This is a genomic window from Vibrio sp. VPAP30 (assembly GCF_001188205.1).
GTDB classification, from domain to species: Bacteria; Pseudomonadota; Gammaproteobacteria; order Enterobacterales; family Vibrionaceae; genus Vibrio; species Vibrio bivalvicida.
In genome coordinates, this window is record NZ_LBLS01000026.1 from 14,569 (window position 1) to 34,357 (window position 19,789).

The 19,789-nt window shown below is 43.3% G+C and carries 23 protein-coding genes; 15 read left to right on the forward strand and 8 right to left on the reverse strand.

Annotated elements, in window-relative coordinates; all coding sequences use genetic code 11:
* Positions 1–99 precede the first annotated feature (99 nt).
* The 4 genes from ZX61_RS10565 to ZX61_RS10580 all read left to right on the forward strand — a co-directional run bounded on the left by ZX61_RS10565 (position 100) and on the right by ZX61_RS10580 (position 4,239).
* The gene (locus ZX61_RS10565; protein WP_049844592.1) at positions 100–1,062 is read left to right on the forward strand and encodes a GGDEF domain-containing protein; all 963 of its coding nucleotides are present in this window, start codon (positions 100–102) and stop codon (positions 1,060–1,062) included.
* A gap of 122 nt (positions 1,063–1,184) precedes the next feature.
* Positions 1,185–1,952, forward strand: coding sequence for a phosphatase PAP2 family protein (locus tag ZX61_RS10570; protein ID WP_049844593.1), 768 nt, complete (start codon positions 1,185–1,187; stop codon positions 1,950–1,952).
* 304 nt (positions 1,953–2,256) lie between these two features.
* Entirely contained in the window at positions 2,257–2,715 is a 459-nt protein-coding gene (locus tag ZX61_RS10575; protein ID WP_049844594.1) for a MarR family winged helix-turn-helix transcriptional regulator, read from the forward strand.
* 294 nt (positions 2,716–3,009) lie between these two features.
* Entirely contained in the window at positions 3,010–4,239 is a 1,230-nt protein-coding gene (locus ZX61_RS10580) for a hypothetical protein (protein WP_049844595.1), read from the forward strand.
* An 84-nt stretch (positions 4,240–4,323) separates the two neighbouring features.
* Here the strand turns inward: ZX61_RS10580 and ZX61_RS10585 are convergent, their stop codons facing one another.
* Positions 4,324–4,614 carry a hypothetical protein gene (locus ZX61_RS10585; RefSeq protein ID WP_049844596.1) on the reverse strand — a complete coding sequence of 97 codons (291 nt, stop codon included), beginning with the start codon at positions 4,612–4,614 and terminating at the stop codon, positions 4,324–4,326.
* A 384-nt stretch (positions 4,615–4,998) separates the two neighbouring features.
* On the opposite strand from ZX61_RS10585, the gene ZX61_RS10590 reads away from it, so the two are divergent.
* Positions 4,999–5,370 (forward strand): nuclear transport factor 2 family protein, encoded by a 372-nt coding sequence (locus ZX61_RS10590; protein ID WP_049844597.1) that lies wholly within the window; start codon positions 4,999–5,001, stop codon positions 5,368–5,370.
* A gap of 285 nt (positions 5,371–5,655) precedes the next feature.
* Positions 5,656–6,141 carry a VOC family protein gene (locus tag ZX61_RS10595; RefSeq protein WP_049844598.1) on the forward strand — a complete coding sequence of 162 codons (486 nt, stop codon included), beginning with the start codon at positions 5,656–5,658 and terminating at the stop codon, positions 6,139–6,141.
* Positions 6,142–6,195: 54 nt separating this feature from the next.
* Here ZX61_RS10595 and ZX61_RS10600 read toward each other — a convergent pair whose 3' ends face one another.
* The 3 genes from ZX61_RS10600 to ZX61_RS10610 form a co-directional block, all read right to left on the reverse strand.
* Positions 6,196–7,269, reverse strand: a complete 1,074-nt coding sequence (locus ZX61_RS10600) for a permease (protein WP_049844599.1) — start codon at positions 7,267–7,269, stop codon at positions 6,196–6,198.
* Positions 7,270–7,566: 297 nt separating this feature from the next.
* Positions 7,567–7,800 carry a helix-turn-helix domain-containing protein gene (locus ZX61_RS10605; protein WP_049844600.1) on the reverse strand — a complete coding sequence of 78 codons (234 nt, stop codon included), beginning with the start codon at positions 7,798–7,800 and terminating at the stop codon, positions 7,567–7,569.
* A gap of 9 nt (positions 7,801–7,809) precedes the next feature.
* Complete coding sequence (locus ZX61_RS10610) at positions 7,810–8,358, reverse strand: DUF2975 domain-containing protein (RefSeq protein ID WP_049844601.1); 549 nt, start codon at positions 8,356–8,358, stop codon at positions 7,810–7,812.
* A 253-nt stretch (positions 8,359–8,611) separates the two neighbouring features.
* On the opposite strand from ZX61_RS10610, the gene ZX61_RS10615 reads away from it, so the two are divergent.
* On the forward strand, positions 8,612–9,856 hold the full coding sequence (locus tag ZX61_RS10615; protein ID WP_049844602.1) for a peptidoglycan DD-metalloendopeptidase family protein: 1,245 nt from the start codon (positions 8,612–8,614) through the stop codon (positions 9,854–9,856).
* A 37-nt stretch (positions 9,857–9,893) separates the two neighbouring features.
* Here the strand turns inward: ZX61_RS10615 and ZX61_RS10620 are convergent, their stop codons facing one another.
* Positions 9,894–10,820, reverse strand: coding sequence for a LysR family transcriptional regulator (locus ZX61_RS10620; protein ID WP_049844603.1), 927 nt, complete (start codon positions 10,818–10,820; stop codon positions 9,894–9,896).
* Positions 10,821–10,927: 107 nt separating this feature from the next.
* Here ZX61_RS10620 and ZX61_RS10625 point away from each other — a divergent pair, with 107 nt between their 5' ends.
* On the forward strand, positions 10,928–11,872 hold the full coding sequence (locus ZX61_RS10625) for an NADP-dependent oxidoreductase (RefSeq protein ID WP_049844604.1): 945 nt from the start codon (positions 10,928–10,930) through the stop codon (positions 11,870–11,872).
* A 40-nt stretch (positions 11,873–11,912) separates the two neighbouring features.
* Here the strand turns inward: ZX61_RS10625 and ZX61_RS10630 are convergent, their stop codons facing one another.
* Together ZX61_RS10630 and ZX61_RS10635 are read right to left on the reverse strand one after the other, a co-directional pair.
* Positions 11,913–12,638 (reverse strand): glutamine amidotransferase, encoded by a 726-nt coding sequence (locus ZX61_RS10630; RefSeq protein ID WP_049844605.1) that lies wholly within the window; start codon positions 12,636–12,638, stop codon positions 11,913–11,915.
* Positions 12,639–12,832: 194 nt separating this feature from the next.
* Positions 12,833–13,015: a hypothetical protein gene (locus tag ZX61_RS10635; protein ID WP_049844606.1), complete on the reverse strand. Its 183-nt coding sequence runs from the start codon at positions 13,013–13,015 to the stop codon at positions 12,833–12,835.
* 209 nt (positions 13,016–13,224) lie between these two features.
* Between ZX61_RS10635 and ZX61_RS10640 the strand changes: the two genes are divergently transcribed.
* The 3 genes from ZX61_RS10640 to ZX61_RS10650 all read left to right on the forward strand — a co-directional run bounded on the left by ZX61_RS10640 (position 13,225) and on the right by ZX61_RS10650 (position 14,565).
* Positions 13,225–13,518: an ArsR/SmtB family transcription factor gene (locus ZX61_RS10640; protein ID WP_049844607.1), complete on the forward strand. Its 294-nt coding sequence runs from the start codon at positions 13,225–13,227 to the stop codon at positions 13,516–13,518.
* Positions 13,519–13,657: 139 nt separating this feature from the next.
* Positions 13,658–14,044, forward strand: a complete 387-nt coding sequence (locus ZX61_RS10645; protein ID WP_049844608.1) for an MAPEG family protein — start codon at positions 13,658–13,660, stop codon at positions 14,042–14,044.
* The gene (locus ZX61_RS10650) at positions 14,044–14,565 is read left to right on the forward strand and encodes a hypothetical protein (RefSeq protein WP_049844609.1); all 522 of its coding nucleotides are present in this window, start codon (positions 14,044–14,046) and stop codon (positions 14,563–14,565) included. The genes ZX61_RS10645 and ZX61_RS10650 overlap by 1 nt, the downstream gene beginning before the upstream one ends.
* 88 nt (positions 14,566–14,653) lie before the next feature.
* Here ZX61_RS10650 and ZX61_RS10655 read toward each other — a convergent pair whose 3' ends face one another.
* Complete coding sequence (locus tag ZX61_RS10655; RefSeq protein ID WP_049844610.1) at positions 14,654–15,676, reverse strand: acyltransferase; 1,023 nt, start codon at positions 15,674–15,676, stop codon at positions 14,654–14,656.
* Positions 15,677–15,921: 245 nt separating this feature from the next.
* Here ZX61_RS10655 and ZX61_RS10660 point away from each other — a divergent pair, with 245 nt between their 5' ends.
* The 4 genes from ZX61_RS10660 (at position 15,922) to ZX61_RS10675 (ending at position 19,769) form a co-directional block, all read left to right on the forward strand.
* On the forward strand, positions 15,922–16,509 hold the full coding sequence (locus ZX61_RS10660) for a TetR/AcrR family transcriptional regulator (protein ID WP_049844611.1): 588 nt from the start codon (positions 15,922–15,924) through the stop codon (positions 16,507–16,509).
* A gap of 108 nt (positions 16,510–16,617) precedes the next feature.
* Positions 16,618–17,466 (forward strand): alpha/beta hydrolase, encoded by an 849-nt coding sequence (locus tag ZX61_RS10665; RefSeq protein WP_049844612.1) that lies wholly within the window; start codon positions 16,618–16,620, stop codon positions 17,464–17,466.
* 312 nt (positions 17,467–17,778) lie between these two features.
* The gene (locus ZX61_RS10670; protein WP_049844613.1) at positions 17,779–19,167 is read left to right on the forward strand and encodes an SLC13 family permease; all 1,389 of its coding nucleotides are present in this window, start codon (positions 17,779–17,781) and stop codon (positions 19,165–19,167) included.
* A gap of 143 nt (positions 19,168–19,310) precedes the next feature.
* Positions 19,311–19,769 (forward strand): carboxymuconolactone decarboxylase family protein, encoded by a 459-nt coding sequence (locus tag ZX61_RS10675; protein WP_049844614.1) that lies wholly within the window; start codon positions 19,311–19,313, stop codon positions 19,767–19,769.
* The last annotated feature ends 20 nt before the right edge of the window (positions 19,770–19,789 follow it).

The following is a 19,789-nucleotide window of genomic DNA, read 5'->3' on the forward strand; positions in this document are numbered from 1 at the left end:
CCTAAGCAACAGAACTTGAAATATATTGGTCAACTTTCAGACATCTCTAGATTCGGCTGCTAGAATTTTTATTATGTTTCCACAAGTATCTATGATGGCATGCAGGTACCTAATAAACCCAAAAACGAAGCGCAGCGCATTGAGGAGCTTGAACAGCTCGACATTCTAGATACGGAATCTGAAGAACGTTTTGATCGCGTTACTCGCCTAGCAAAAAGGTTATTTGATGTGCCTATCGCTGTGGTGAGCCTTGTCGATAGTGATCGACAGTGGTTTAAGTCTTGTTATGGGATGGATGCGCAACAAACACCTCGTGATATTTCGTTTTGTGGTCATGCTATTCTTGGCACCGAGCCTTTCATCATTTCGGATGCGACCAAAGATGATCGCTTTGCTGACAATCCTCTTGTTGTCGGTGAGCCAGGTATCCGCTTTTACGCAGGCGTTCCTCTTGCCCATCATGATAATACTATGCTCGGTACTTTGTGTGTCATAGATACTAAGCCTCGTCACTTTAACCAAGAGCAAATAAACGACCTCATTGACTTAGCTAAAATCGTTGAGCAGGAGTTAGTGACGCGAGTGACAGCAACGACAGATCCATTAACTCAAATATCTAATCGGCGCGGTTTTTCTTCTTTAGGAGAAAAGTTACTCGACTATTGTCGCTTTGGTGGTTTTCCTGTTTCTCTTGCGTATTTTGATCTAGACAACTTCAAGCAGATTAATGACCAATTTGGTCACCAGCTCGGTGATGAGGCACTCAAGCAGTTTACTCGGCTGTTGGAGTCTTCTTTTAGAGAGTCTGACGTGTACGCGCGCATGGGGGGAGATGAGTTTGTAGTACTGATGTCAGGAACAACAGAGATGGTAGCTCATATTGCCATTGACCGCTTTACTCAATCGGTGGAGAAATTTAACCAAGATTCGACACATCGTTATCAAATAACGTTTAGTGTCGGTGTCGCCTCTTCTAAAGTTTTGAATGACACAACTTTAGAGTCATTAATTGATGTGGCCGACAAACGAATGCTAGAGGTGAAACGTAGCAAGTCTCGTTGAGTTGCGATGCTTAACCGCGTCAATCAACACGAAATTTCATTAAATTGACATTGTATTGATAAAATTTCCACCTTAACTCGACTAAACTTCAGCTCCGGTTTTAGTTGTAGTGAATCCCTATCGTGAAAAACTTCATTCAGAACAAGCGCGAAGGCTTAGCGTTGCTCATTGCTTTTTTGCTCGTTATTGCGCCAATGACACTGTTTGTTAGTCACCTTGACCTATTGGGCAAGGTGTCTGAACTGACGGGATTGAGTTACACCATTCTGACTGATTCCGCAGGTTCAAAGGGGTTTTTAATTACACTAACTCTACTGATACTTTTTACTTGGAAGATAGTGGGCACTAACTCACTAATTCTCAGCAAGATAGTTCAACTAGGCATCATCTTAGCGATTGGGTTTGCAGCGAAAACTGGGCTCAAGCATATGACAGAGAGCCCTCGTCCGTATACAGAGCTTCTTTCACATCAACTCTTGATTCCTCAACCTTCGCATTTTTACAATTTAGATAGCGCACAGAAAGCAGAGGTCATCAATAAGATCTCGAACCAGGTTACTACGTGGAGAACTCGTCACTGGCAAGGGGAAAAAGACTATTCGTTTCCATCTGGGCATACCATATTTGCGGCAATTTGCTTGGCGTTTTTTGGTGGTTTTTTTTGGCAAAGCAAGCATTATGGTTTAGTGGTGTTAGTTGGTGTGTGGGCCATGGGGGTTGCTTACAGTCGTTTGTGGCTAGGCATGCATCGACCGATAGATCTAATCGGCTCGATTCTTTTTGTCGGGCTGGTTTACCTTCTAATGCCTAATCTAGACAAACTTGCCGACAAGGTCTGGTCGATGCTTGAGACTTTGTGGCTAGATAAGGGCAAGCAAGCTAAACGTTAATCTCTAAAGTATATTTTGAATTATTAGTGTTAGATATCAAATTTATCACAGTGTGGGAGGCATAGTTTGCCTCTCTCCCATGACTTTAGATTGGGAAAGTTAGCAAATATCCCTATAGTGGCATTTATCTTTCATAGCTAACTAATAAATCACGCCTTTGTATCTATCAAGAAAAGTAATCACTCACATACATGCATATCTATTTGCACAAATTCACAAAATAAATAATAAAGTGTGTCGGAAATGCTTCTGTATCGAACTAATAAATGGATAATAGGTAAAGAACTTAAATTGGAAGATCACGATGTCTGAAGAATCAAAGAAAATATTTGAAACAACGGTCGGTATGAGTTTTATCGCAACTCGTATGATTCAAAACGCTATTCAAAATAAAATTTCGAAGCTTCGCGACGATGTGAATTTTGAGCAAATGCTGGTGTTGATGGAGCTAGACTATGAAGATGGTCTTCGCCCAAGCGTGATCGCGGAGCGTTTGCATCGTAGCAAGGGAACTATGACCAGCCTCATTCGCCATGCGGAAAAGAATGAATTGATTGCGAGTGCAAAAGATCCCCATCATAAGAATGCTAAACGTCTTTTTTTGACACTGAAAGGTAAAAAAGTTCATGACCAGTTAGCGCAGATGATCAAAGATGAGATGGCGTTTGCTACTCAAGACCTTACTGAAGAAGAGCGCGCACATGTATTTTCTGCAATGGAAAAGGTCATTCTTCGGTATAAACCAGACTTCTACGTAATGTAAAGTTACGAATGAGTTTAGGGTGTCTTACGACACCCTTTTTATTGCCTAATGTTCGCTCAAGAGAAACACCGCAATAGATAATGTGCAGAAGTTGCTAGAGCGATTACTACCAATGGCAACGGAACCTGTATAACAATTTGATTGTTGTACATCATTTCTCATCCCATTCTGCACTATTTGTCTAAACCGACCACCTTATTGATAAAAAAATGTATTATCCTTGCAAATGTATCAATAAAACAATGACAGCAATTCATAAGTTCTGGGTTGCATAAAAATAATTGCGAGGCTTGCATGCAGGTTAAAATTTTAAAGCGTCTAATTAAAGACAAAATGTTTGGTAAAACCAAAAATACTGCGTTGGATGTTCAAGTTGCCCAAATGGCGGATGCGCGTATGGGGGCAATGTACATGTTAGCGAGCACTGAAATCTCGAAGGTTTCGTCTTTTTCCAATGCGCATTTCTTTGACAACTTTGTGATTGGCTCTGAACCATTGAGTGATCTTAAGTCGGCCGCATCAGGTCTTCTCGATAAAACCAATGCGATCAACAAACTGCAACAAACTAAAGCGGGCAAGAAGATTGTTGGTGCTGCCAAGGTAGTGGGTGATACGGCTTCTGCTGTGGTGACTAAGGTCAAGCAGGTGATTTCTGATTTCTTTCGTATGCTGATGAACAAGGCTCGTAATATATACGGTGATTTGCTCTATGGCGTAGAATGGTTTGCTGACTTTGCTACTTGGATGACTGGAGAGTTTGCAGGAAACTTCTCTAGTTTTATTCCTGGCTGGGGCTATGTTCAGAGTGCATCAGATATTTACTCCGGCGTAAAACAGGCTGTGTGTAAGTCCAAAGACCTTATCACGCAGATATACGCCGGCCGTGGTGTAGAGCTACTGGGGGGGCACCCGAGTATTATAGCCAATGCGTTGGCGCGTCATTCTGCGACAGGTGCTTTAGGTGGCATTAAGAATGCCGCGGTGGGTATCACTAAGATTGGTTTAGAAGCAGCCGGCGATGCCTTTGCAGGGGTTGGAACGTTAGTCAGTGTACTAACAGGCTTGTTTGAGCGCATTGTCAAGCTTGTAGATTATATGATTCAACGTTGCTTGGTGGGCAAAGTACTAAAGCGTGCCAAGAAAGAGTGGTCTAACCGTAATGCTAACGGAAGCCTAGTTCAAAATCATAAAATGTTCTCTGAATGGTTTCAAAGTGCGGTGATTACGACTCCAATCATTGCGGCTTTGGTTATGGGCAGTGGTTTTGTTGCTCACCCATACAAGTTTGCCCAACTGTTGACACCAAAACTTGAAGTGGTCTCTCAAGGAGAGTTTGATAAAGCGGTTGTGTACATTGATAAACTTAAGTCGCTATCAAGCAAATATGTCCAAGAGTATGTTGATAGCTACAGTGTTGATTTTACAAGCAGTGATGGTGTCGTGACAGCTCGCCTTAACGAGATCAAAAGCGGGAAAGGGATTCTGGATGGACATGAGTTTGTTGTGACGAAAGCGACGCCTTAACCCATCAATACTTTGGGCTGTAAGCCATATCAAATCTTATGCTTGATATGGCTTTAAAGGGGGCCTAGTAAAGCGCGGCGTGAGTCAGAGATCACGCATCAAGGTTTCATATTCTTCACTGGCCGCGTCGATTAAGCGGTTAATTTCTTCTGCATCTTTATTCTCAAGCTCGACTTGCCAAGGCTTTTTATTCTGCTTTCCACATAGCCTTGTGTGGCCACCAACCTTTTTAAAAGATAGCTCACTAAATTCTGCTTGAAGATGTAGCTTATTCTCCATGATTTCAACATCAATCAACCCAGTAGGATTAATTTCAATGTGGGCATGAGAGTGATTCATCCCGACAAGTTCGTAATCTCTGTGTACTGCAATCATGGTGTTCTCCTTGATCTAGTCACTGGTATTTTAAACAAGTGTAGGACATCAAATTTGAATGATTAGTGAAATAAATAAGAATATTGATTCAAGTTAAGTTAAGGGTGTTTTTAACTGAGTTAAAACTTATTAATTGCTCTTCAATTGCGTCTCGCGCCATCGAAATAGCGAACGCTGGAGTTGATGAGTAAGGATTTAGACAGTACGAATATTCCCGACGATTTTGCTATCGAGCCGCCGTCGACAATGTGCATAAACAGGGTCATTTAATTATGTCTAGTTGTTCTATTGTTCTCTTTTTTCGAACAGTAATTTCTTATTTGTTTGTTTTTTCATTTTAATCATAACACTAAGATGAGGTCATCAACTTAGAGGAGAATAAGAATGAGTCAATCAGTATTAGAAGCCTGTCAGGCAGGTATTGCGGCGTGGAAACAAGCATTCAATAATCAAGATGCGCGGGGTTGTTCTGAACAGTATCAAGAAGGAACAACGATGCATGCCAAGCCATTTGGCGTTTTTGAAGGTCGTGAACAGATCCAAGCATTTTGGCAAAACATTATTGACCAAGGTTTTAGCGATGTTGCCTATACAGATACTGCATGGGAGAAGGTAGACGAAGGCAGCTATATCCTGACTTCCAAGTGGACAATGAATAAAGCATTTGGAGTGGTACATAAAGAGGTATGGACGTTGCAGGCGGATGGTAAAGCTCGTTTGACTTATGACGAGTTTGAAGTGCTGGGTGAAAGGTAAACTTTCAACCTAAATGCCAGCCTGAAAACGATATTCAGGTTGGCTAGTTAGTGTCTGCATATTGATCGGATATAATTTCTATCCAGCGAGATCTTAGATATAGATTCAAAGCAGTAGAGTAAAGTGGCATTAACATTTCTATAACTATTCAGAATGTGACATGATTAATTTTAAGAATAAAAAAATATTATCATTTTTATAATAAATGATAATTTCATTTAATCATTGTGTGTCCATACACTCTCTCCATCGAAGCAAAACATCGAATTGAATTTGGAGAAAGCTATGAAAATGAATCACGTAGGCATTATGGTCGGTGAGATGAACAAAGCGGTAGACTTTTACACTCAGGCACTAGGTCTCAAGGTGGTAATGAACAACACTAAAGTAGTTGAGGAGCGAGAAACCGCCATTGGTCGTATGTGTATCGCGGTTTTTGGTGAAGGGTTTAAAGGCTTTAACATCGCGCATCTAGTGACCACAGATGGCATCGGCGTTGAGCTTTTTGAAATGAAGGATCGTCAGGAGCAGCATGAAGTAGATTTCTCGCGTTTAGGCATCTTCCATTTTTGTCTGCAAACCAACGACTTTGAAGGCGTGATGGAGAAAGTAGAACAGTTTGGTGGCAAGATACGTATGGATGTGATGCGTTACCACCCAGAAGATGATAGTAAGCCAGCGAAAATGGTTTACCTAGAAGACCCGTTCGGTAACTTGTTTGAGCTTTATTCTCATACTTACGAAGAGACATATGCTTCAGATTATGAGTAATTGACTCTAAATCAAAAAAAGGATTGGCACCAATGCCAATCCTTTTTTTGGTTATTATCCAAAGATGAAAGTATATAGGAAGCCAGCACCAATCGCCATGCTCAGGATGACTACGAGGAAGGCAGCAATCATCTGATTTTTAAAGATAGATTTAAGCAAAATTACCTCAGTCAAACTTGCGCCTGCGCTACCTATGATCAGGGCCATCACAGAGCCTAGTGCCATGCCTTTTTGAACTAAGGCTGCACTAAGAGGAATCACCGCTTCTGCGCGAATGTACAAAGGTATACCGATAATGGCTGCGACAGGAATTGCGTACCATTTGCCCGCGCCAGCGTACTCAGCAATCAACTCAGTAGGAATAAATCCGTAGATAAATGAACCAATAGCAATACCTAGCATTAGATAAGGGAAGACTTGTCTAAAATCTTTCCAAGTTGAGGACCAAATTTTAACCCAACGGTTCGGCTCTTTGTTTTCGACGACAGTAGCGGTTATCGTGCCATCTGCAGAGCAGCAAGAGACTTCTACTTTCGTTTCGCTACTACAAGCTGCCTCTTTCGCTACAACAGGCGCAGTGTCACCGCATTTAGAGGTTCCACATGATGGCTCTGACTTGGCCACGGTGTTATTTTCCCCGCAGCTCGAACTGCAGTTTGATGAATCAGCTACTTGGTAGGCTTCTGGTTTTACGTAGCGCTCGAATCCTAGTTTTTCCAACGCGTAGCCCGCAACCACAGATACCATCATGGCAATAGCAAAGTAGAACAGTGCTACTTTCCAGCCAAAGGTCACCACGAATAAGCCGATGATGATAGGGTTCAGTAGTGGGCTACCAAATAGGAATACCATCATCGGACCGAACCCCGCTCTGGCTCTTAGTAGACCTTTTAAGAAAGGAATCGTTGAGCACGAACAGAATGGTGTGATTGCACCAAGCAGGGCTGCCACCACGTAACCTTTACCGTTGCGAGAACTCAGGATCGCTTGGATCTTTTCTGGTGTTAAAAACTCCTGCAGCACACCAACAAGGTAGCTTATCGCCAAAAACAGGATGATTAGTTCTGTCGCAAGAAACGTGAACATGTCGAGTGCTTCGCTCGCCATAGTTATAAATTCGTTATTCATAATGATTGACTCCAACTTCATTTCTATATTTCTCGAATTATAGTTTTAAAGAAGAATTGTTCAAGATAAATATTTCCAACAAAGTGGAAATATTTTAAATGTAGAATAAAATCAATCAGTTGTTGAGTTTTTCAATTATTGAAAGAAGTACTCGCAAGAGCGCTAAATTGAATGGTTTACTTGATGGGTTTGGTTAGTTCAAAGAGGACAGTTTGTATGATATTTATTGTAAGCACCCGCGCCAGTGGGGCGCGGGTTTAGGGTTTTGATTTCAGTCTGCGAACAATAAAGTAAAAACTAGCTTTGAACGGCGCTTTCACTATCGCCATCTTCATTGAACTCGAGAATATCTCCAGGTTGACATTCAAGTACTTCACAAAGTTTATCTAATGTGGATAAACGTACTGCTTTTGCTTTGCCATTCTTCAAGACTGACAGATTGGCTTCGGTAATCCCTACCAATTGTGCCAATGTTTTTAAGCGTATTTTCCGTTTGGCCATTATTACATCTAAATTAATGCGGATGGTCATGTTAAATCCTTAAATTGTATGACTATTTTCTTCGGCAAGAGTGTAGCCCTCCTTCATTACCCAGGAAATGATCAAAATAATCAAGCCTAGTACTAAGGACAAAAAGTCCATTCCCACGAAGCTAATAGTCAGAATTCTCTCACCTGGGGGGTTGTTGAACGACAAAATAACCGACATCAATGAGTCGTAGATGACTGAACCTGCAACCCAGTAAAATACGATATAGCCCAACTTCTGATAGTGTCTTGCGTTATCGAGGGTAAATATCTCATTGCGTTCATAGTTTCGGAACAGCTGAATAAGTACCTTCAAGGCATACATAATGATGCCACTTAGCATCAGACTTGCAACAGTTGCAAGCAGTCTTGTTGAGGTAGTTAGTGGTAGTAGAGTGTAGTCATCTAGTTCATAGGAGAGCTGGATTATTCCCAAAGACGAAACAATATCGTAGGTGGTTTCAACTGTAAGCCAGTAATAGCAAACCGCAATAGGTACCAGCATGAAAAGACATTGAAATAGCGCCCGCACTCGGCGGCTTTGTTTTTGAATATTAGACATAATTAATCCTGTTGAGTTTTCGTAGAAGGATAATAGTGTTTGGAAGTGTGTTGGTCAATAATTATTTATCGATAAACGATAATAAATTATTGCTTTAAGAATGTTGGAATTGATGTCTGTAGAGCGGCGCCAGTATTTATAGCGTCGATTCAAAGATAACAACGTCGTTGGGTGAGTGTGCTGAGAATAGGTTACGTTTGAGTGATTTTTGGTGTTATGTTATAACGTATCTTTTTTGTGTGGTTTCTATTCTATGAAGCTTGTCCGCCCCGCTTTGACTGCTGTTGCAGTCACTGCATTTTCACTCGCCACTGTGCTGACTTTTAAGCCCGAAACTAAGAGTGATCCTATTCCGATAAAAGTGATCGCATATCAAAGTCCTGAAAATACTATTTCTTCTCAGCTAAAGCCTTTGATTCGCGTCCACTACTTTGTCAAAGTCGGTGATACCTTAAGCACGATATTTTCGACATGGGATATACCATACGAGACGCTACAAAGTATTCTGGAGGCCGATCTCGAGTCGCTAAAGTTAGATACTATTAAGCCGGGTGATCACTTGGAACTTGTGTTTGATAGCGATTCTAAACAACTCGCGACCTTGATTTACCACCAAAGCTTGGTTGAAAGGGCGGTGTTTACTCGTGAGGCAGACAATAGCTTTAGCTACCGCTTTGTCGAAGAAGCGGGTGTATGGCAGGAAAAGCTCTATTCGGGCGATATTCAGGGGAGCTTTTCCTTATCTGCCTATCGTGCGGGCTTAACCCCTAAGCAGATTGCTGGCATTACCCATGTTCTACGTGACAAAGTAAACTTCGCCAAAGAACTGCGTGCAGGGGATCGGTTTAATGTATTGGTTAAAGAGCAATATTTGGGTAACCACCTTACAGGCAACACCGAAGTTCAAGGCATTGCCGTTTACCTGCGCAGCAGAGAAGTTGCAGCCTTTCTAGCTGAAGATGGCCGCTTTTACGATCGGCAAGGTAACAGCCTTGAGCAAGCATTCGATCGTTTTCCGGTAGCAAAACAGTTTCGTCGTATTACTTCACCCTTTAACCCGCGTCGTAAACACCCAGTAACAGGGCGTGTCACGCCACATAATGGTACGGACTTCGCAACTCCAGTTGGCGCGCCAGTCTATTCGACGGGGGATGGTAAAGTGATTGCGGTGCGCAACCATCAATATGCTGGTAAATATCTTGTGATTGAGCACAACAGCGTCTACAAGACTCGTTATCTTCACCTTGATCGTTTTTTGGTGAGGAAAGGGCAGCAGGTAAAGCGTGGTCAGAAGATCGCGATTGCTGGTGCTACTGGTCGAATTACGGGGCCACATTTGCATTTTGAAGTCTTGGTCCGTAACCGAGCAGTTGACCCAATGAAAGCTAACTTACCGCTGGCTAGCTCAATCTCCCAGAAAGATAAACCGGCGTTTTTAGCACGTATCTCCGAGTTTGATAGTCGTGTTGCAAGCCAGACAACAGTGTCTATTCGCTAGGCTAAGGTTTAATCTGAAACGCTTGAAGTCTTGGTGGCTAAGTGTCGAGCAAAGGAGTGGTAAAGGCCTCAGAGTCATGGATGACTAACTGTTCAATTTCATTGATCAACCACTTTAGTGCCAAGCTAGGCTGGTTACGGGTGTGCCAAGCAACAGATATCGTGGGTGAGGGAACAGAAATCGGGACAGCTTTTTGAACCAGTTGCCCTGAATGGATTGCTTTGCTGGCGACAGTATATGGCATAACGCAAATTAAGTTAGATTCTTGCAGCAAGTTGATTGCGCATGAAAAGCTATTAACTGTCATCGCGACTCTTCGTTTCTCTCCCTCCTGTTCAAGGCACTTATCAACCGAGCCACTAGGATCGCCTGATAACGAAACCAGCAGATGGTCGGCTTGGCAAAATGTTTTAAGTGACAGTTTCTGCTTAGCGAGAGGATGGTTAGGTCGCATAACACAGGTAAAGTGATTCTCGTACAAGTGTTTTACGGTTATCTGATGATGTTTGGTTGGGAAATAATCCAGCACCAAATCCACTTCTGCAGCGAGCAACTGTTGTTCGCCGTCACCGATGAATGGGACGGCAAAAAGATCAATAGCATTCGCTCTTTGCTCGATAATGGTACGTAATCGGGGCCAGAACAAACCACTAATACCATCTGTTAGGGCAACTCTCAACTGGGTAGAAGACGTCATAGGATCGAATTTTGGCGTTGAGATAGAATTGTTTATTTGACGTAAAGGGTCAGCAACTTCTAGCCACAGTTTTTTTGCGTAAGGGGTGGGGGTAATCCCTCGACCTTGTTTGATAAATAGTGGATCTCTCCAAGCGTAGCGCATTCTAGACACTGCTTTAGATACCGAGGGCTGAGTCATCGCCAGTTGTTCTGCTGCAATTGTGATCGACTGCTCGCGCATAATTGCATCAAAGATAACAATCAGATTTAGATCAACCTTAGCCATATGATTCATTCCTCTGTGGAATAGTGTTTATATCAACTATTGATTAGAAGAAATAGGTTAATCACTGAATACTGAAGCTGTTCTCATCACATCTAAGGAAGAAAATCATGAAAGCAGCGTTTATCACACAATACGGCGACGTGACCAATCTCAAAGTAGGACAACTGGAAAAACCACAACCAAGGTCAAACCAAGTTTTGATTCGAGTGGCCGCTTCGGGAGTGAACCCGGTCGATTTTCATCTGAGAAACGGCATGATGGCAGAAACAGATACTCATACTCTGCCGTTAATTCTCGGGTGGGATTGCTCAGGAGTTGTGGAAGCGTTGGGTTCTGAAGTCGAGTCACTGAAAGTGGGTGATAAAGTATTGTCGTTTGCCCCAATCGCTGAGCAAGGGACCAATGCAGAGTTTGTCACCGTAGATGCGAATTTAGTCGTAAAAAAACCTCAAGCGCTAAGTTTTATTGAGGCAGCCGCATTACCGCTAGCGTCGGTGACAGCATGGCAAGGGCTATATCGACATGGTCGATTAGAAGGTGGTAAATCGGTATTGATACACAACGCTTCTGGTGGGGTTGGGGCATTTGCTGTTCAGATTGCTAAAGCCGCCGGTGCCTACGTTGTTGCGACAGCCTCAAAGGAGAAGCAGGAATACTTGCAGAGCCTTGGGGCTGATGAAGTTTATGTAGAAAGTGATTCTGGCTGGCATTCTTCGATGCATTACGATCTCGCCTTTGTAGCAAAATCGGGATCATATCTACTACACAGAACGATACCCTGCGTTAAATCAGGTGGCGTGATTGTCTCTACCTTCGATGAACTCCCTGAAGCAGAGGTTGGGATATACGGTATCGCTTTTCATCGTATGTGGGTGGAAAACAACGCACATGATTTAGACCAAGTAGTTAAGCTGGTCGAACAACACAAGCTTAAGATTCCCATTGATACGGTTTATCCGCTTGAAGAGATCCAAAACGCTCACCGTCGCAGTGAGCAGTATCAAGCGGTAGGTAAAATAGTATTGACGGTTGATCCAACGCAGAAGTTCTGATTTCTATGTAATTCGCTTTGGGCGTAAATTGATGATCTGATTAAGTGCTCACAACCTCAGTCTTAGCAAGGCAGAGGTCAGAAAAACGTTTAAGGATTTGCTGGGCATGTGGAGTTGAGGTGACTTGTCGTTTTTTGGTAGTAACGACCTGTTCACCTAGCTCATCTTGAAAGTTTTCAAGTACATCTATCATGATCTCAGCGGTAAATTCTGGATGAAATTGCACGCCCCATGTGCAGTCGCCAACACGAAATGCATGATGCTTGTCCATGATGCTTTCAGCCAAGCGGACAGCACCGTCTGGCAGTGAGATCACCGATTGAAAATGTACCGCTTGCGCTTGGAAATTTTCCGCAAGTTGGTCGAGTAGTTGGTCATCTTGGCTACTTGGTAAACGGGAAACATTGATGGTGCCAACCTCTAACCCGTTTGGGTTGATGTTTACTTTACCACCGAAGGCATAACTAATAAGTTGATGGCCGAAACAGATCCCCAATGTTGGAATGTTAAACTCGGCAAGCTGAACTATCTCGGCTGCCAGTCGTTTCATCCAGTCCGCTTCTTCTGTCACCATTGACAATGAACCCATGATAATCACGCCTGCAAGGTTCTGCGGTTTCGGGAGAGGGTGATTGATACCATCGTGAAATGCAATATCAAGAGTCGTGTTGCCAATAGCTTGCTTAGCCCACAGCTCAAAATCACCAAATTTGTTTAGCTGACTTTCGGGGGCTGAGCCGACATTAACAATTAGCAGTGTTTTCACTCTATACCTCACTTAACATACCTGCAACCCAATCAAGTTATCGAAATGAAGGGCTGAGAGCAATGAGATTTGCTCAAGAAAACCGGAACAGTGACTTATCAGGGAAAGATATGTGTGCTCCGGTAATGGGTATTCACTCGACGAATTGGGGAGGCGCAAAGTGAGCCCTAAAATTGAGTTAATATTCGTTCAGGCTAACCTTGAAATACGATATCTTGGCCATCAGTTGTAAACAAAACAGCTTTATTCTGCTCGATTAGCCGTGCAGCAGAAGAAGGTGTGACTGCATGAATTTCTCCTTTTGCCTTAAGGGTTAAGGCTTCCCAAACTCGATCTTTGTATTTGCCTGTTTGAGTGTATTGGATTAGCACTTTCATTGGTTCCTCACTGACTGCTGTAGCACATGCAATTAACAGTAGCTCTGTCGTCCATGTTTTACATCTGTTAAATGTGCAACATTAGATTAACCAAATGTAAGTGGTGAAATCTGTGCCATATGCTTGGATAAAATGTAGAGCTTATTCCTATTGCAAATTAATTATATTTCGATTACTTTGGAAATATATTAAGTCATGTGGAGTCTGTCGTGGAACTTGAAGTCGTTGCTAAAGCACTTAAAGAGCTGGGTCATCCAACTCGTCTCTCTATTTATAAAAGTGTCGTCAAAGCGGGTTACCAAGGTATTGCTGTTGGTGGTTTGCAAGACAAACTGGGCATACCGGGCTCAACGCTCTCTCATCATATTTCAAGTCTTGCTTCAGCGGGGTTGATTAGTCAGCGCCGAGAAGGTCGAACGCTTTACTGCGTTACGGACTATCAGTGCCTAGAGGGGGTGATTGGGTTCTTGCAAGATGAGTGCTGCGCCGATGAAGAGTGTTAACCTTGCTTCCAACATTGAGCCAGTTTGGTTTTAATATTCGGCCCTGCTATTCAGCGGGGCTTTTTTATGCTTAATTAGTAATACTTAGATATGAGGAAAATATCAGGTGTTAGAAACCTGAATCACAAGGAGAATATTGATGGTTACAGCGCTTTACGCTGCAATTCTTGCTGCACTAATGATTTGGCTCTCTATTCAGGTGATTAAGCAGCGTCGCAAAGCTCAGGTGAAGTATGCGGATGGTGGGGTAGATGCCCTGACGATCGCCAGAAGTGCACAGGGCAATGCGGTAGATTACATCCCAATTACCCTGATTCTGATGGCTATGGTGGAGCACAACGGTGCAAGCCCTTGGATGATCCATGCGTGTGGTATTGTGTTTGTTCTGGGCCGTATATTACATGCGAAAGGTATCCTTGCAGACAGACTAAAAGGCCGCATTTCGGGGATGAAGATGACCTTCTTAGTGATGGCGGTGCTGATCGTGCTTAATATCGCCTATTTGCCATTTGATCGGATGTGGTAATGATGTTTCGCTCTCCTCCTGCATGGGCGCTAGTGCTGACGGGGCTAGTCCTCAATGTCTTGGCGCTTTTGATGTCGAGTATTGTGCTCGACAAGTTGAGTGGAGAGATTGGTCAGCTGTCTGAGCAAAAAGACGAAAACATCTATTCAATTCAGTTAGCGTGGAACAGTGTTGAAATGCTCGAACGTAAGCGTGAAATGTTGCTCCTGCATATCGCTCACGAGGGCGAAGTTCAACAGCAACTGCAGGCGACGCTAAAGGGTCAATTGAGTCAGTGGGTTAATCAGCCAATCCCAGAGATTAACTTGGACAATCTTCCGCAATTGATGATGCTGATAAACCAAGCCCAGCAATCGTATCGAAATCAGATTGATAATTTTTATCTAGAGAATCTCTCTATCTCTGAACTGATGACATCGCTTAATGAAAGGATCGCTTGGTACAAGAACATTGGCTTGTTTCTGCAGGTATTTGGCTTAGCACTGATTCTTGCCAGAGACTTGGCTCGTAAGCCCAATTAACGACAAAGCGATGGATTACCCATCGCTTTGTTTTTGTCTATTGTTCAACGATTACCTAAACAATGCTCTCTATAATACTCCAACATAGCTACCTAAATAGAAGTCGATAGAGGGGTGTTTTCTCTAACCCTTTAATCAATCCAAAGGTTATCACTATCGTGCCAAACAGTACGGTCATATCTTTGGCAAATCCAGTCAGGCCCAATACTCCAGATACGTTCATCATCATAATAATCATAGGTAGGTGAGCCACGTAGAGAGGTAACACATACTTAGATTGCTTGGTTAGCCAATAATGAGTTCCGAGTGCTGGTTTTGATAGTAACCACATAAAGCAGCCCGTTCCCCACAGCACAGTACCAAACAGGAAGTCGTTGCCATTAAACGGTTGCTGATAGTTATTGAGGATAAAGGCTTCAGCGAAATGTAACAGCATACCGACTAACGCCAGCAGCAAGGCTTGACGAGAAGTAGCATTTATCGTTTGCTGACGAATCGAAAAACCAATCGCAAACAGCAAGGTACTAAAGAACGGGCCGTTTCGGGTAAAGAATGGAGACCAGAACTCTGTTAGCCCCTGATAGCTGCCTGCAAGAACACCGTAAACATACAGTGCGATGCCAAGCGGGACAAAAAGCTCTATCTGCTTAAACTTTTGTAACCCAGCACCAATCGCAGCTGCAAAAATCAGCGCGGGAATAAACCATAAGTGGACGAGGCCGCCTTCTAGCAGCGAGTTTAGTGGTGCTTGACCAAGGTAACCCCAATAACCTTGACGTTCGGCGAGATACCCATGCTCAGCCACAGTCGCCCAGTTAAAAGGCATAACAAGGCATATCACACTCCAGACAACAAAAATGCGCAGCAAAGGAGTGGTGTAGCGCTTAAGCGTCGCGATTGGGTCAACGGTTAGCTTGGGTTGGATCAAATAACCTGAAATCAAAAAGAACAAAGGGACGGCAAAGCGTGTTGCTTGGTTAAACACGTATCCAACCCAGGGCGTCTCATTAATTTGCCAATAGCTGAGAAACATCTGACAGTGCATGGCGGCAATCGCTAATATCGCTATCACTCGGCCTAGCTCAATACTTTGAATTTTCTTACTTTCCATAACGACATCAAAACCATTAAAAGTGTTCAGGGTATATCAATAAATTCGCCTTAAGGAATGAATCTAAATCAATTTATGCTGAGGCTACTATCAGTTACCACAGTAATTTGAGAGTCAAATCTAACCCTAAGAATTGTTACATTTACGGGTTAGACTTTGTGATTTCATTCAGTCGCAAGAGAGATAAAATTTGCAAAAAAGAACGAGTGTGCTAAAAATAGCATTAACAGTAACGAGAGAGCAGTATGAGTAAAGGCAAAGTTACCCGAGAAAATATCTTAAGTAAGGCATTTGAGCTAGCGAGTGAAAATGGGCTTGAGAGCTTGACTATTGGGGAATTAGCCAAGCAATGCGGGATGTCAAAGAGTGGCTTATTTGCTCACTTTAACTCCAAGGATAACCTGCAAATAGCGGTTTTGGATTACGCCAACCAGATCTTTACTCAGCGCGTGATTGCGCCCGCGAGGGAGCGAACTTCGATCACCATCGAAGAAAAGCTCACACTACTGCTCGATAACTGGTTAGGGTGGAACCACTCTTTTCAAGGCAGCTGTATGTTCTTAGATGCTTGGAAAGAGACAAGCGTGGAAACGGCCCCTACTCAGCAAGTACTAAAGAAAACCATCGCAACTTGGATAGAGTACTTACGAATTCAGGTTGCGAAAGGGGTCGAGAATGGTGAGTTTCGCCAAGATCTTGAGCCTAGGCAGGCCACGTTCGAATTGTATGGCTTATATCTAAGTGCCCATCTGTTTTATTCGATACACGGAGAGCAGGCGAGCAACGAGCACTTCTGGCAGGGCGTTAAACGCCTGTTAGCTGACTGGAAGTAAGACGAATTTAAGCTAAGTGAAGTTCACTTAGCTAATTATTTAACTAGAAATAGCACGGTCGTTCGCTTTTGGGCGAGAAGTAGAGACTGGCACCAAAAGGATAAAACCATGAGTGAGAAGATTTACTTTAATACCTCGAAAAAGTTCAGTGTGAAGAAGAGTTTAGTCAACATGACAACGCGGCTTCATCACACTTTGGCACCTAACCATGCCAAAAATACCGCGCGTAAATTGCTGCTGACCCCTGCGCGCACCAAGCCTAAGAATGCTGAGCCAACCGGATTGATTAAAGGCGAAGTTGAATCGAAGGAAGGAGTACTTAAAACTTACCGATTAGGCACAGGCCCAGTGTGGGTGCTGACCCATGGTTGGTCGGGGAGTGCGAGTCAGTTTTACCCCTTGATGGAGCACATTGCGAGCCGAGGCTACACCGCATTGGCGTATGATCACCCGGGTCACGGTCAAAGTGGCGGTGTGTACGGGCATATTCCGGCATTTGTTCATGGCTTAGAAGCGATTTTGGATAGTGTTGATGATGTGGCTGGGCTTGTTGGTCACAGCATGGGAACGGCGTCTTCGATCGAGTGTCATCATCAGAAACTAGTCGATAAACCTTTCTTGTTGATTGCGCCTGTATTGGATTATCTCGATAACCTATTTGGTAGCGTTGCTCGCTCAGGCTACTCAATGCGTTTGTTCAATGCTGTCGTTTCTGAGGTTGAAGATCAGTACCACTACCCAATTCAATCCGTCGACCCGTACAATAAGCTTAAGTTACGCAGTGCGCAAACCATTATCGTCCACGATCAAGGTGACAAGTTTACTAAGTTTGAAGTGTCACAAAAGGCGGCTCAAGAAATGGAAAACGTAATGCTGGTGGCAACCCAAGGGCAAGGGCACGGCCGAGTGATGAAGTGTGCTGAAGTAATGGAAAGCTTTGAACAGTTAATCGTGTAAAAGGCAAAGTGAAGAGGGGGGACTTGATTCCCCTTTTTTACACTCTAAGAGAGACTAAAATTAATGTGAATGTTTGCGGACAGGTCGTACCTAGAGCTACATGCTTGATAGTACTCTAGTATCATCAATTTATATGAATGACGAGCGTGCATGTAATGCCCGTGATGATTAAATGTTCATTTTATTCATACTGTTAACATTCATAACCTCATTGTTGATACGGTTAACAAATTTGCAATGAAAAATATTTCCAAATGGTGTTTATGTGGGATCATTTGCAATGCCACAAGGCCCTAATAAGGAAAAATAATAATGAATAGAAATGATAGTGTCCCTTTGCCCAACAATACTAGAGAATGGTTTTTTAACCGCAATAGCCTGATTATCCTTGCTGACGTTGCTCTATTTCTCACCTTGTACTTTACCCTGCCATTTGACCCTCAAGTCGTGCTTGGTATCAGTATGCTGACCTTTATCGCGATTTTATGGCTGACAGAGGCGTTGCATGTCACGGTTACGGCCATTTTAGTGCCGATTATGGCTGTTTTGTTTGGTGTATTTGACACTCAAACCGCGCTGAACAATTTTGCTAACTCAATTATCTTCTTGTTCCTTGGTGGCTTCGCCTTAGCGGCGGCTATGCACCGACAGGGGTTGGATAAAGTTATCGCAGACAAAGTACTGATCCTCGCCAAAGGTAAAATGAGTGTGGCTGTGTTTATGCTGTTTGGCGTTACCGCTGCACTGTCTATGTGGATCAGCAATACCGCGACTACAGCGATGATGCTGCCCTTGGTTCTTGGCGTATTAAGTAAAGTGAACTCTGAAAGCGGTCATAAGACGTATGTCTTTGTGTTGCTGGGAATCGCCTATAGCGCAAGTATTGGTGGTATTGCAACGATTGTTGGCAGTCCACCAAACGCGATTGCAGCGGCGGAAGTTGGCTTAACCTTCACCGAGTGGATGAGTTTTGGTGTGCCAACAACACTGATTTTATTGCCTGTTGCTATCGCAGTGCTTTATGCCGCTCTTAAACCTAACCTATCTGGAGAGTTCGAGTTAAATCGCGAAGCGATCAACTGGGATAAAGGTAAAGTTGTCACTCTCGCTATTTTCGCCGCAACCGTCTGTTTATGGATCTTCAGCAAACCAATTAATGCGATGCTTGGTGGATACGCTAAGTTTGACACGCTTGTTGCTCTTGGAGCCATTATCGCGGTTAGCTTTGCCCGCGTTGTACACTGGAAAGATATCGAGAAAACCGCTGATTGGGGGGTTTTACTCTTGTTCGGTGGTGGTATTTGTTTGAGCAATGTCCTAAAAGCAACGGGGACAAGTGTCTTTCTCGCCAACACGTTAAGTGAAATGATCGCGCATTGGGGCATTTTTCTCATCATAGCGGTTATCGCTATTTTTGTCGTATTCCTAACTGAATTTGCCAGTAACACGGCGAGTGCGGCTTTGTTAATCCCTGTTTTTGCTAGCGTTGCAGAAGCGTTTGGCATGTCGCCTGTAATTCTTTCTGTGCTCATTGCAGTGGCTGCATCTTGTGCATTTATGCTGCCAGTTGCGACGCCTCCGAATGCGATCGTGTTTGGCTCTGGGTACATCAAGCAAAGAGAGATGATGCGTGTTGGGATTATCCTTAACATAGCGTGTATCGCTGCGCTAACTGTTATAGCCTTAAGTTTCTGGACTTAATCAGTAGCGAAATTTTCATGTATCTCAGCTAAGCCTACCTTTTTCACGGTAGGCTTTTCTGTCTCTACACGATGTCGAAAATCTTCAATCATAGAGTAAGGGGAAGCAATAATCTGAGCGTATCTATTAAAGGAGATAACACTATGACTCAGAGATTAGACTATTTTAATGCTGCCCCAGAAGGGATTCAGATTCTACTAGGTCAAGAAAACTATTTAAGAGCGCAGTTTGAGCAGCAATCAACGCTATCATTAGCCCTATGGGAGTTGGTTAAATTAAGAGTATCCCAAGTAAATCAGTGCGCTTTTTGTGTCGATATGCATAGTAAAGAGGCGTTGAGTAGCGGGGAGTCTGAGCATCGCTTAATTGGATTAACTGCATGGCGAGAGATGCCTATATATAGCGACGATGAGAAAGTTGCGCTACATTGGGCTGAAATGGTCAGTAATAATAACGCTACATCTGATGACGATTTTGAGTCGACATTGGCGGTCTTTGGTGAACAAGGCCTAGTGGTTTTAACACTTGCGATCAATGCTATCAATAGCTGGAATCGCGTGGCTAAAACATTCAAGCCAGAAATCGGCAGCCTGTCAAAGTAGTAATCTAGCTGAAGGAAACT

Coding starts and splice junctions, on each gene's coding strand:
- ZX61_RS10670 (WP_049844613.1), top strand. CDS start 17,779: ATGAATAGAAATGATAGTGTCCCTTTGCCCAACAATACTAGAGAATGG.
- ZX61_RS10595 (WP_049844598.1), top strand. CDS start 5,656: ATGAAAATGAATCACGTAGGCATTATGGTCGGTGAGATGAACAAAGCG.
- ZX61_RS10580 (WP_049844595.1), top strand. CDS start 3,010: ATGCAGGTTAAAATTTTAAAGCGTCTAATTAAAGACAAAATGTTTGGT.
- ZX61_RS10615 (WP_049844602.1), top strand. CDS start 8,612: ATGAAGCTTGTCCGCCCCGCTTTGACTGCTGTTGCAGTCACTGCATTT.
- ZX61_RS10605 (WP_049844600.1), bottom strand. CDS start 7,800: ATGACCATCCGCATTAATTTAGATGTAATAATGGCCAAACGGAAAATA.
- ZX61_RS10655 (WP_049844610.1), bottom strand. CDS start 15,676: ATGGAAAGTAAGAAAATTCAAAGTATTGAGCTAGGCCGAGTGATAGCG.
- ZX61_RS10620 (WP_049844603.1), bottom strand. CDS start 10,820: ATGGCTAAGGTTGATCTAAATCTGATTGTTATCTTTGATGCAATTATG.
- ZX61_RS10665 (WP_049844612.1), top strand. CDS start 16,618: ATGAGTGAGAAGATTTACTTTAATACCTCGAAAAAGTTCAGTGTGAAG.
- ZX61_RS10610 (WP_049844601.1), bottom strand. CDS start 8,358: ATGTCTAATATTCAAAAACAAAGCCGCCGAGTGCGGGCGCTATTTCAA.
- ZX61_RS10565 (WP_049844592.1), top strand. CDS start 100: ATGCAGGTACCTAATAAACCCAAAAACGAAGCGCAGCGCATTGAGGAG.
- ZX61_RS10675 (WP_049844614.1), top strand. CDS start 19,311: ATGACTCAGAGATTAGACTATTTTAATGCTGCCCCAGAAGGGATTCAG.
- ZX61_RS10625 (WP_049844604.1), top strand. CDS start 10,928: ATGAAAGCAGCGTTTATCACACAATACGGCGACGTGACCAATCTCAAA.
- ZX61_RS10575 (WP_049844594.1), top strand. CDS start 2,257: ATGTCTGAAGAATCAAAGAAAATATTTGAAACAACGGTCGGTATGAGT.
- ZX61_RS10600 (WP_049844599.1), bottom strand. CDS start 7,269: ATGAATAACGAATTTATAACTATGGCGAGCGAAGCACTCGACATGTTC.
- ZX61_RS10645 (WP_049844608.1), top strand. CDS start 13,658: ATGGTTACAGCGCTTTACGCTGCAATTCTTGCTGCACTAATGATTTGG.
- ZX61_RS10660 (WP_049844611.1), top strand. CDS start 15,922: ATGAGTAAAGGCAAAGTTACCCGAGAAAATATCTTAAGTAAGGCATTT.
- ZX61_RS10585 (WP_049844596.1), bottom strand. CDS start 4,614: ATGATTGCAGTACACAGAGATTACGAACTTGTCGGGATGAATCACTCT.
- ZX61_RS10635 (WP_049844606.1), bottom strand. CDS start 13,015: ATGAAAGTGCTAATCCAATACACTCAAACAGGCAAATACAAAGATCGA.
- ZX61_RS10650 (WP_049844609.1), top strand. CDS start 14,044: ATGATGTTTCGCTCTCCTCCTGCATGGGCGCTAGTGCTGACGGGGCTA.
- ZX61_RS10590 (WP_049844597.1), top strand. CDS start 4,999: ATGAGTCAATCAGTATTAGAAGCCTGTCAGGCAGGTATTGCGGCGTGG.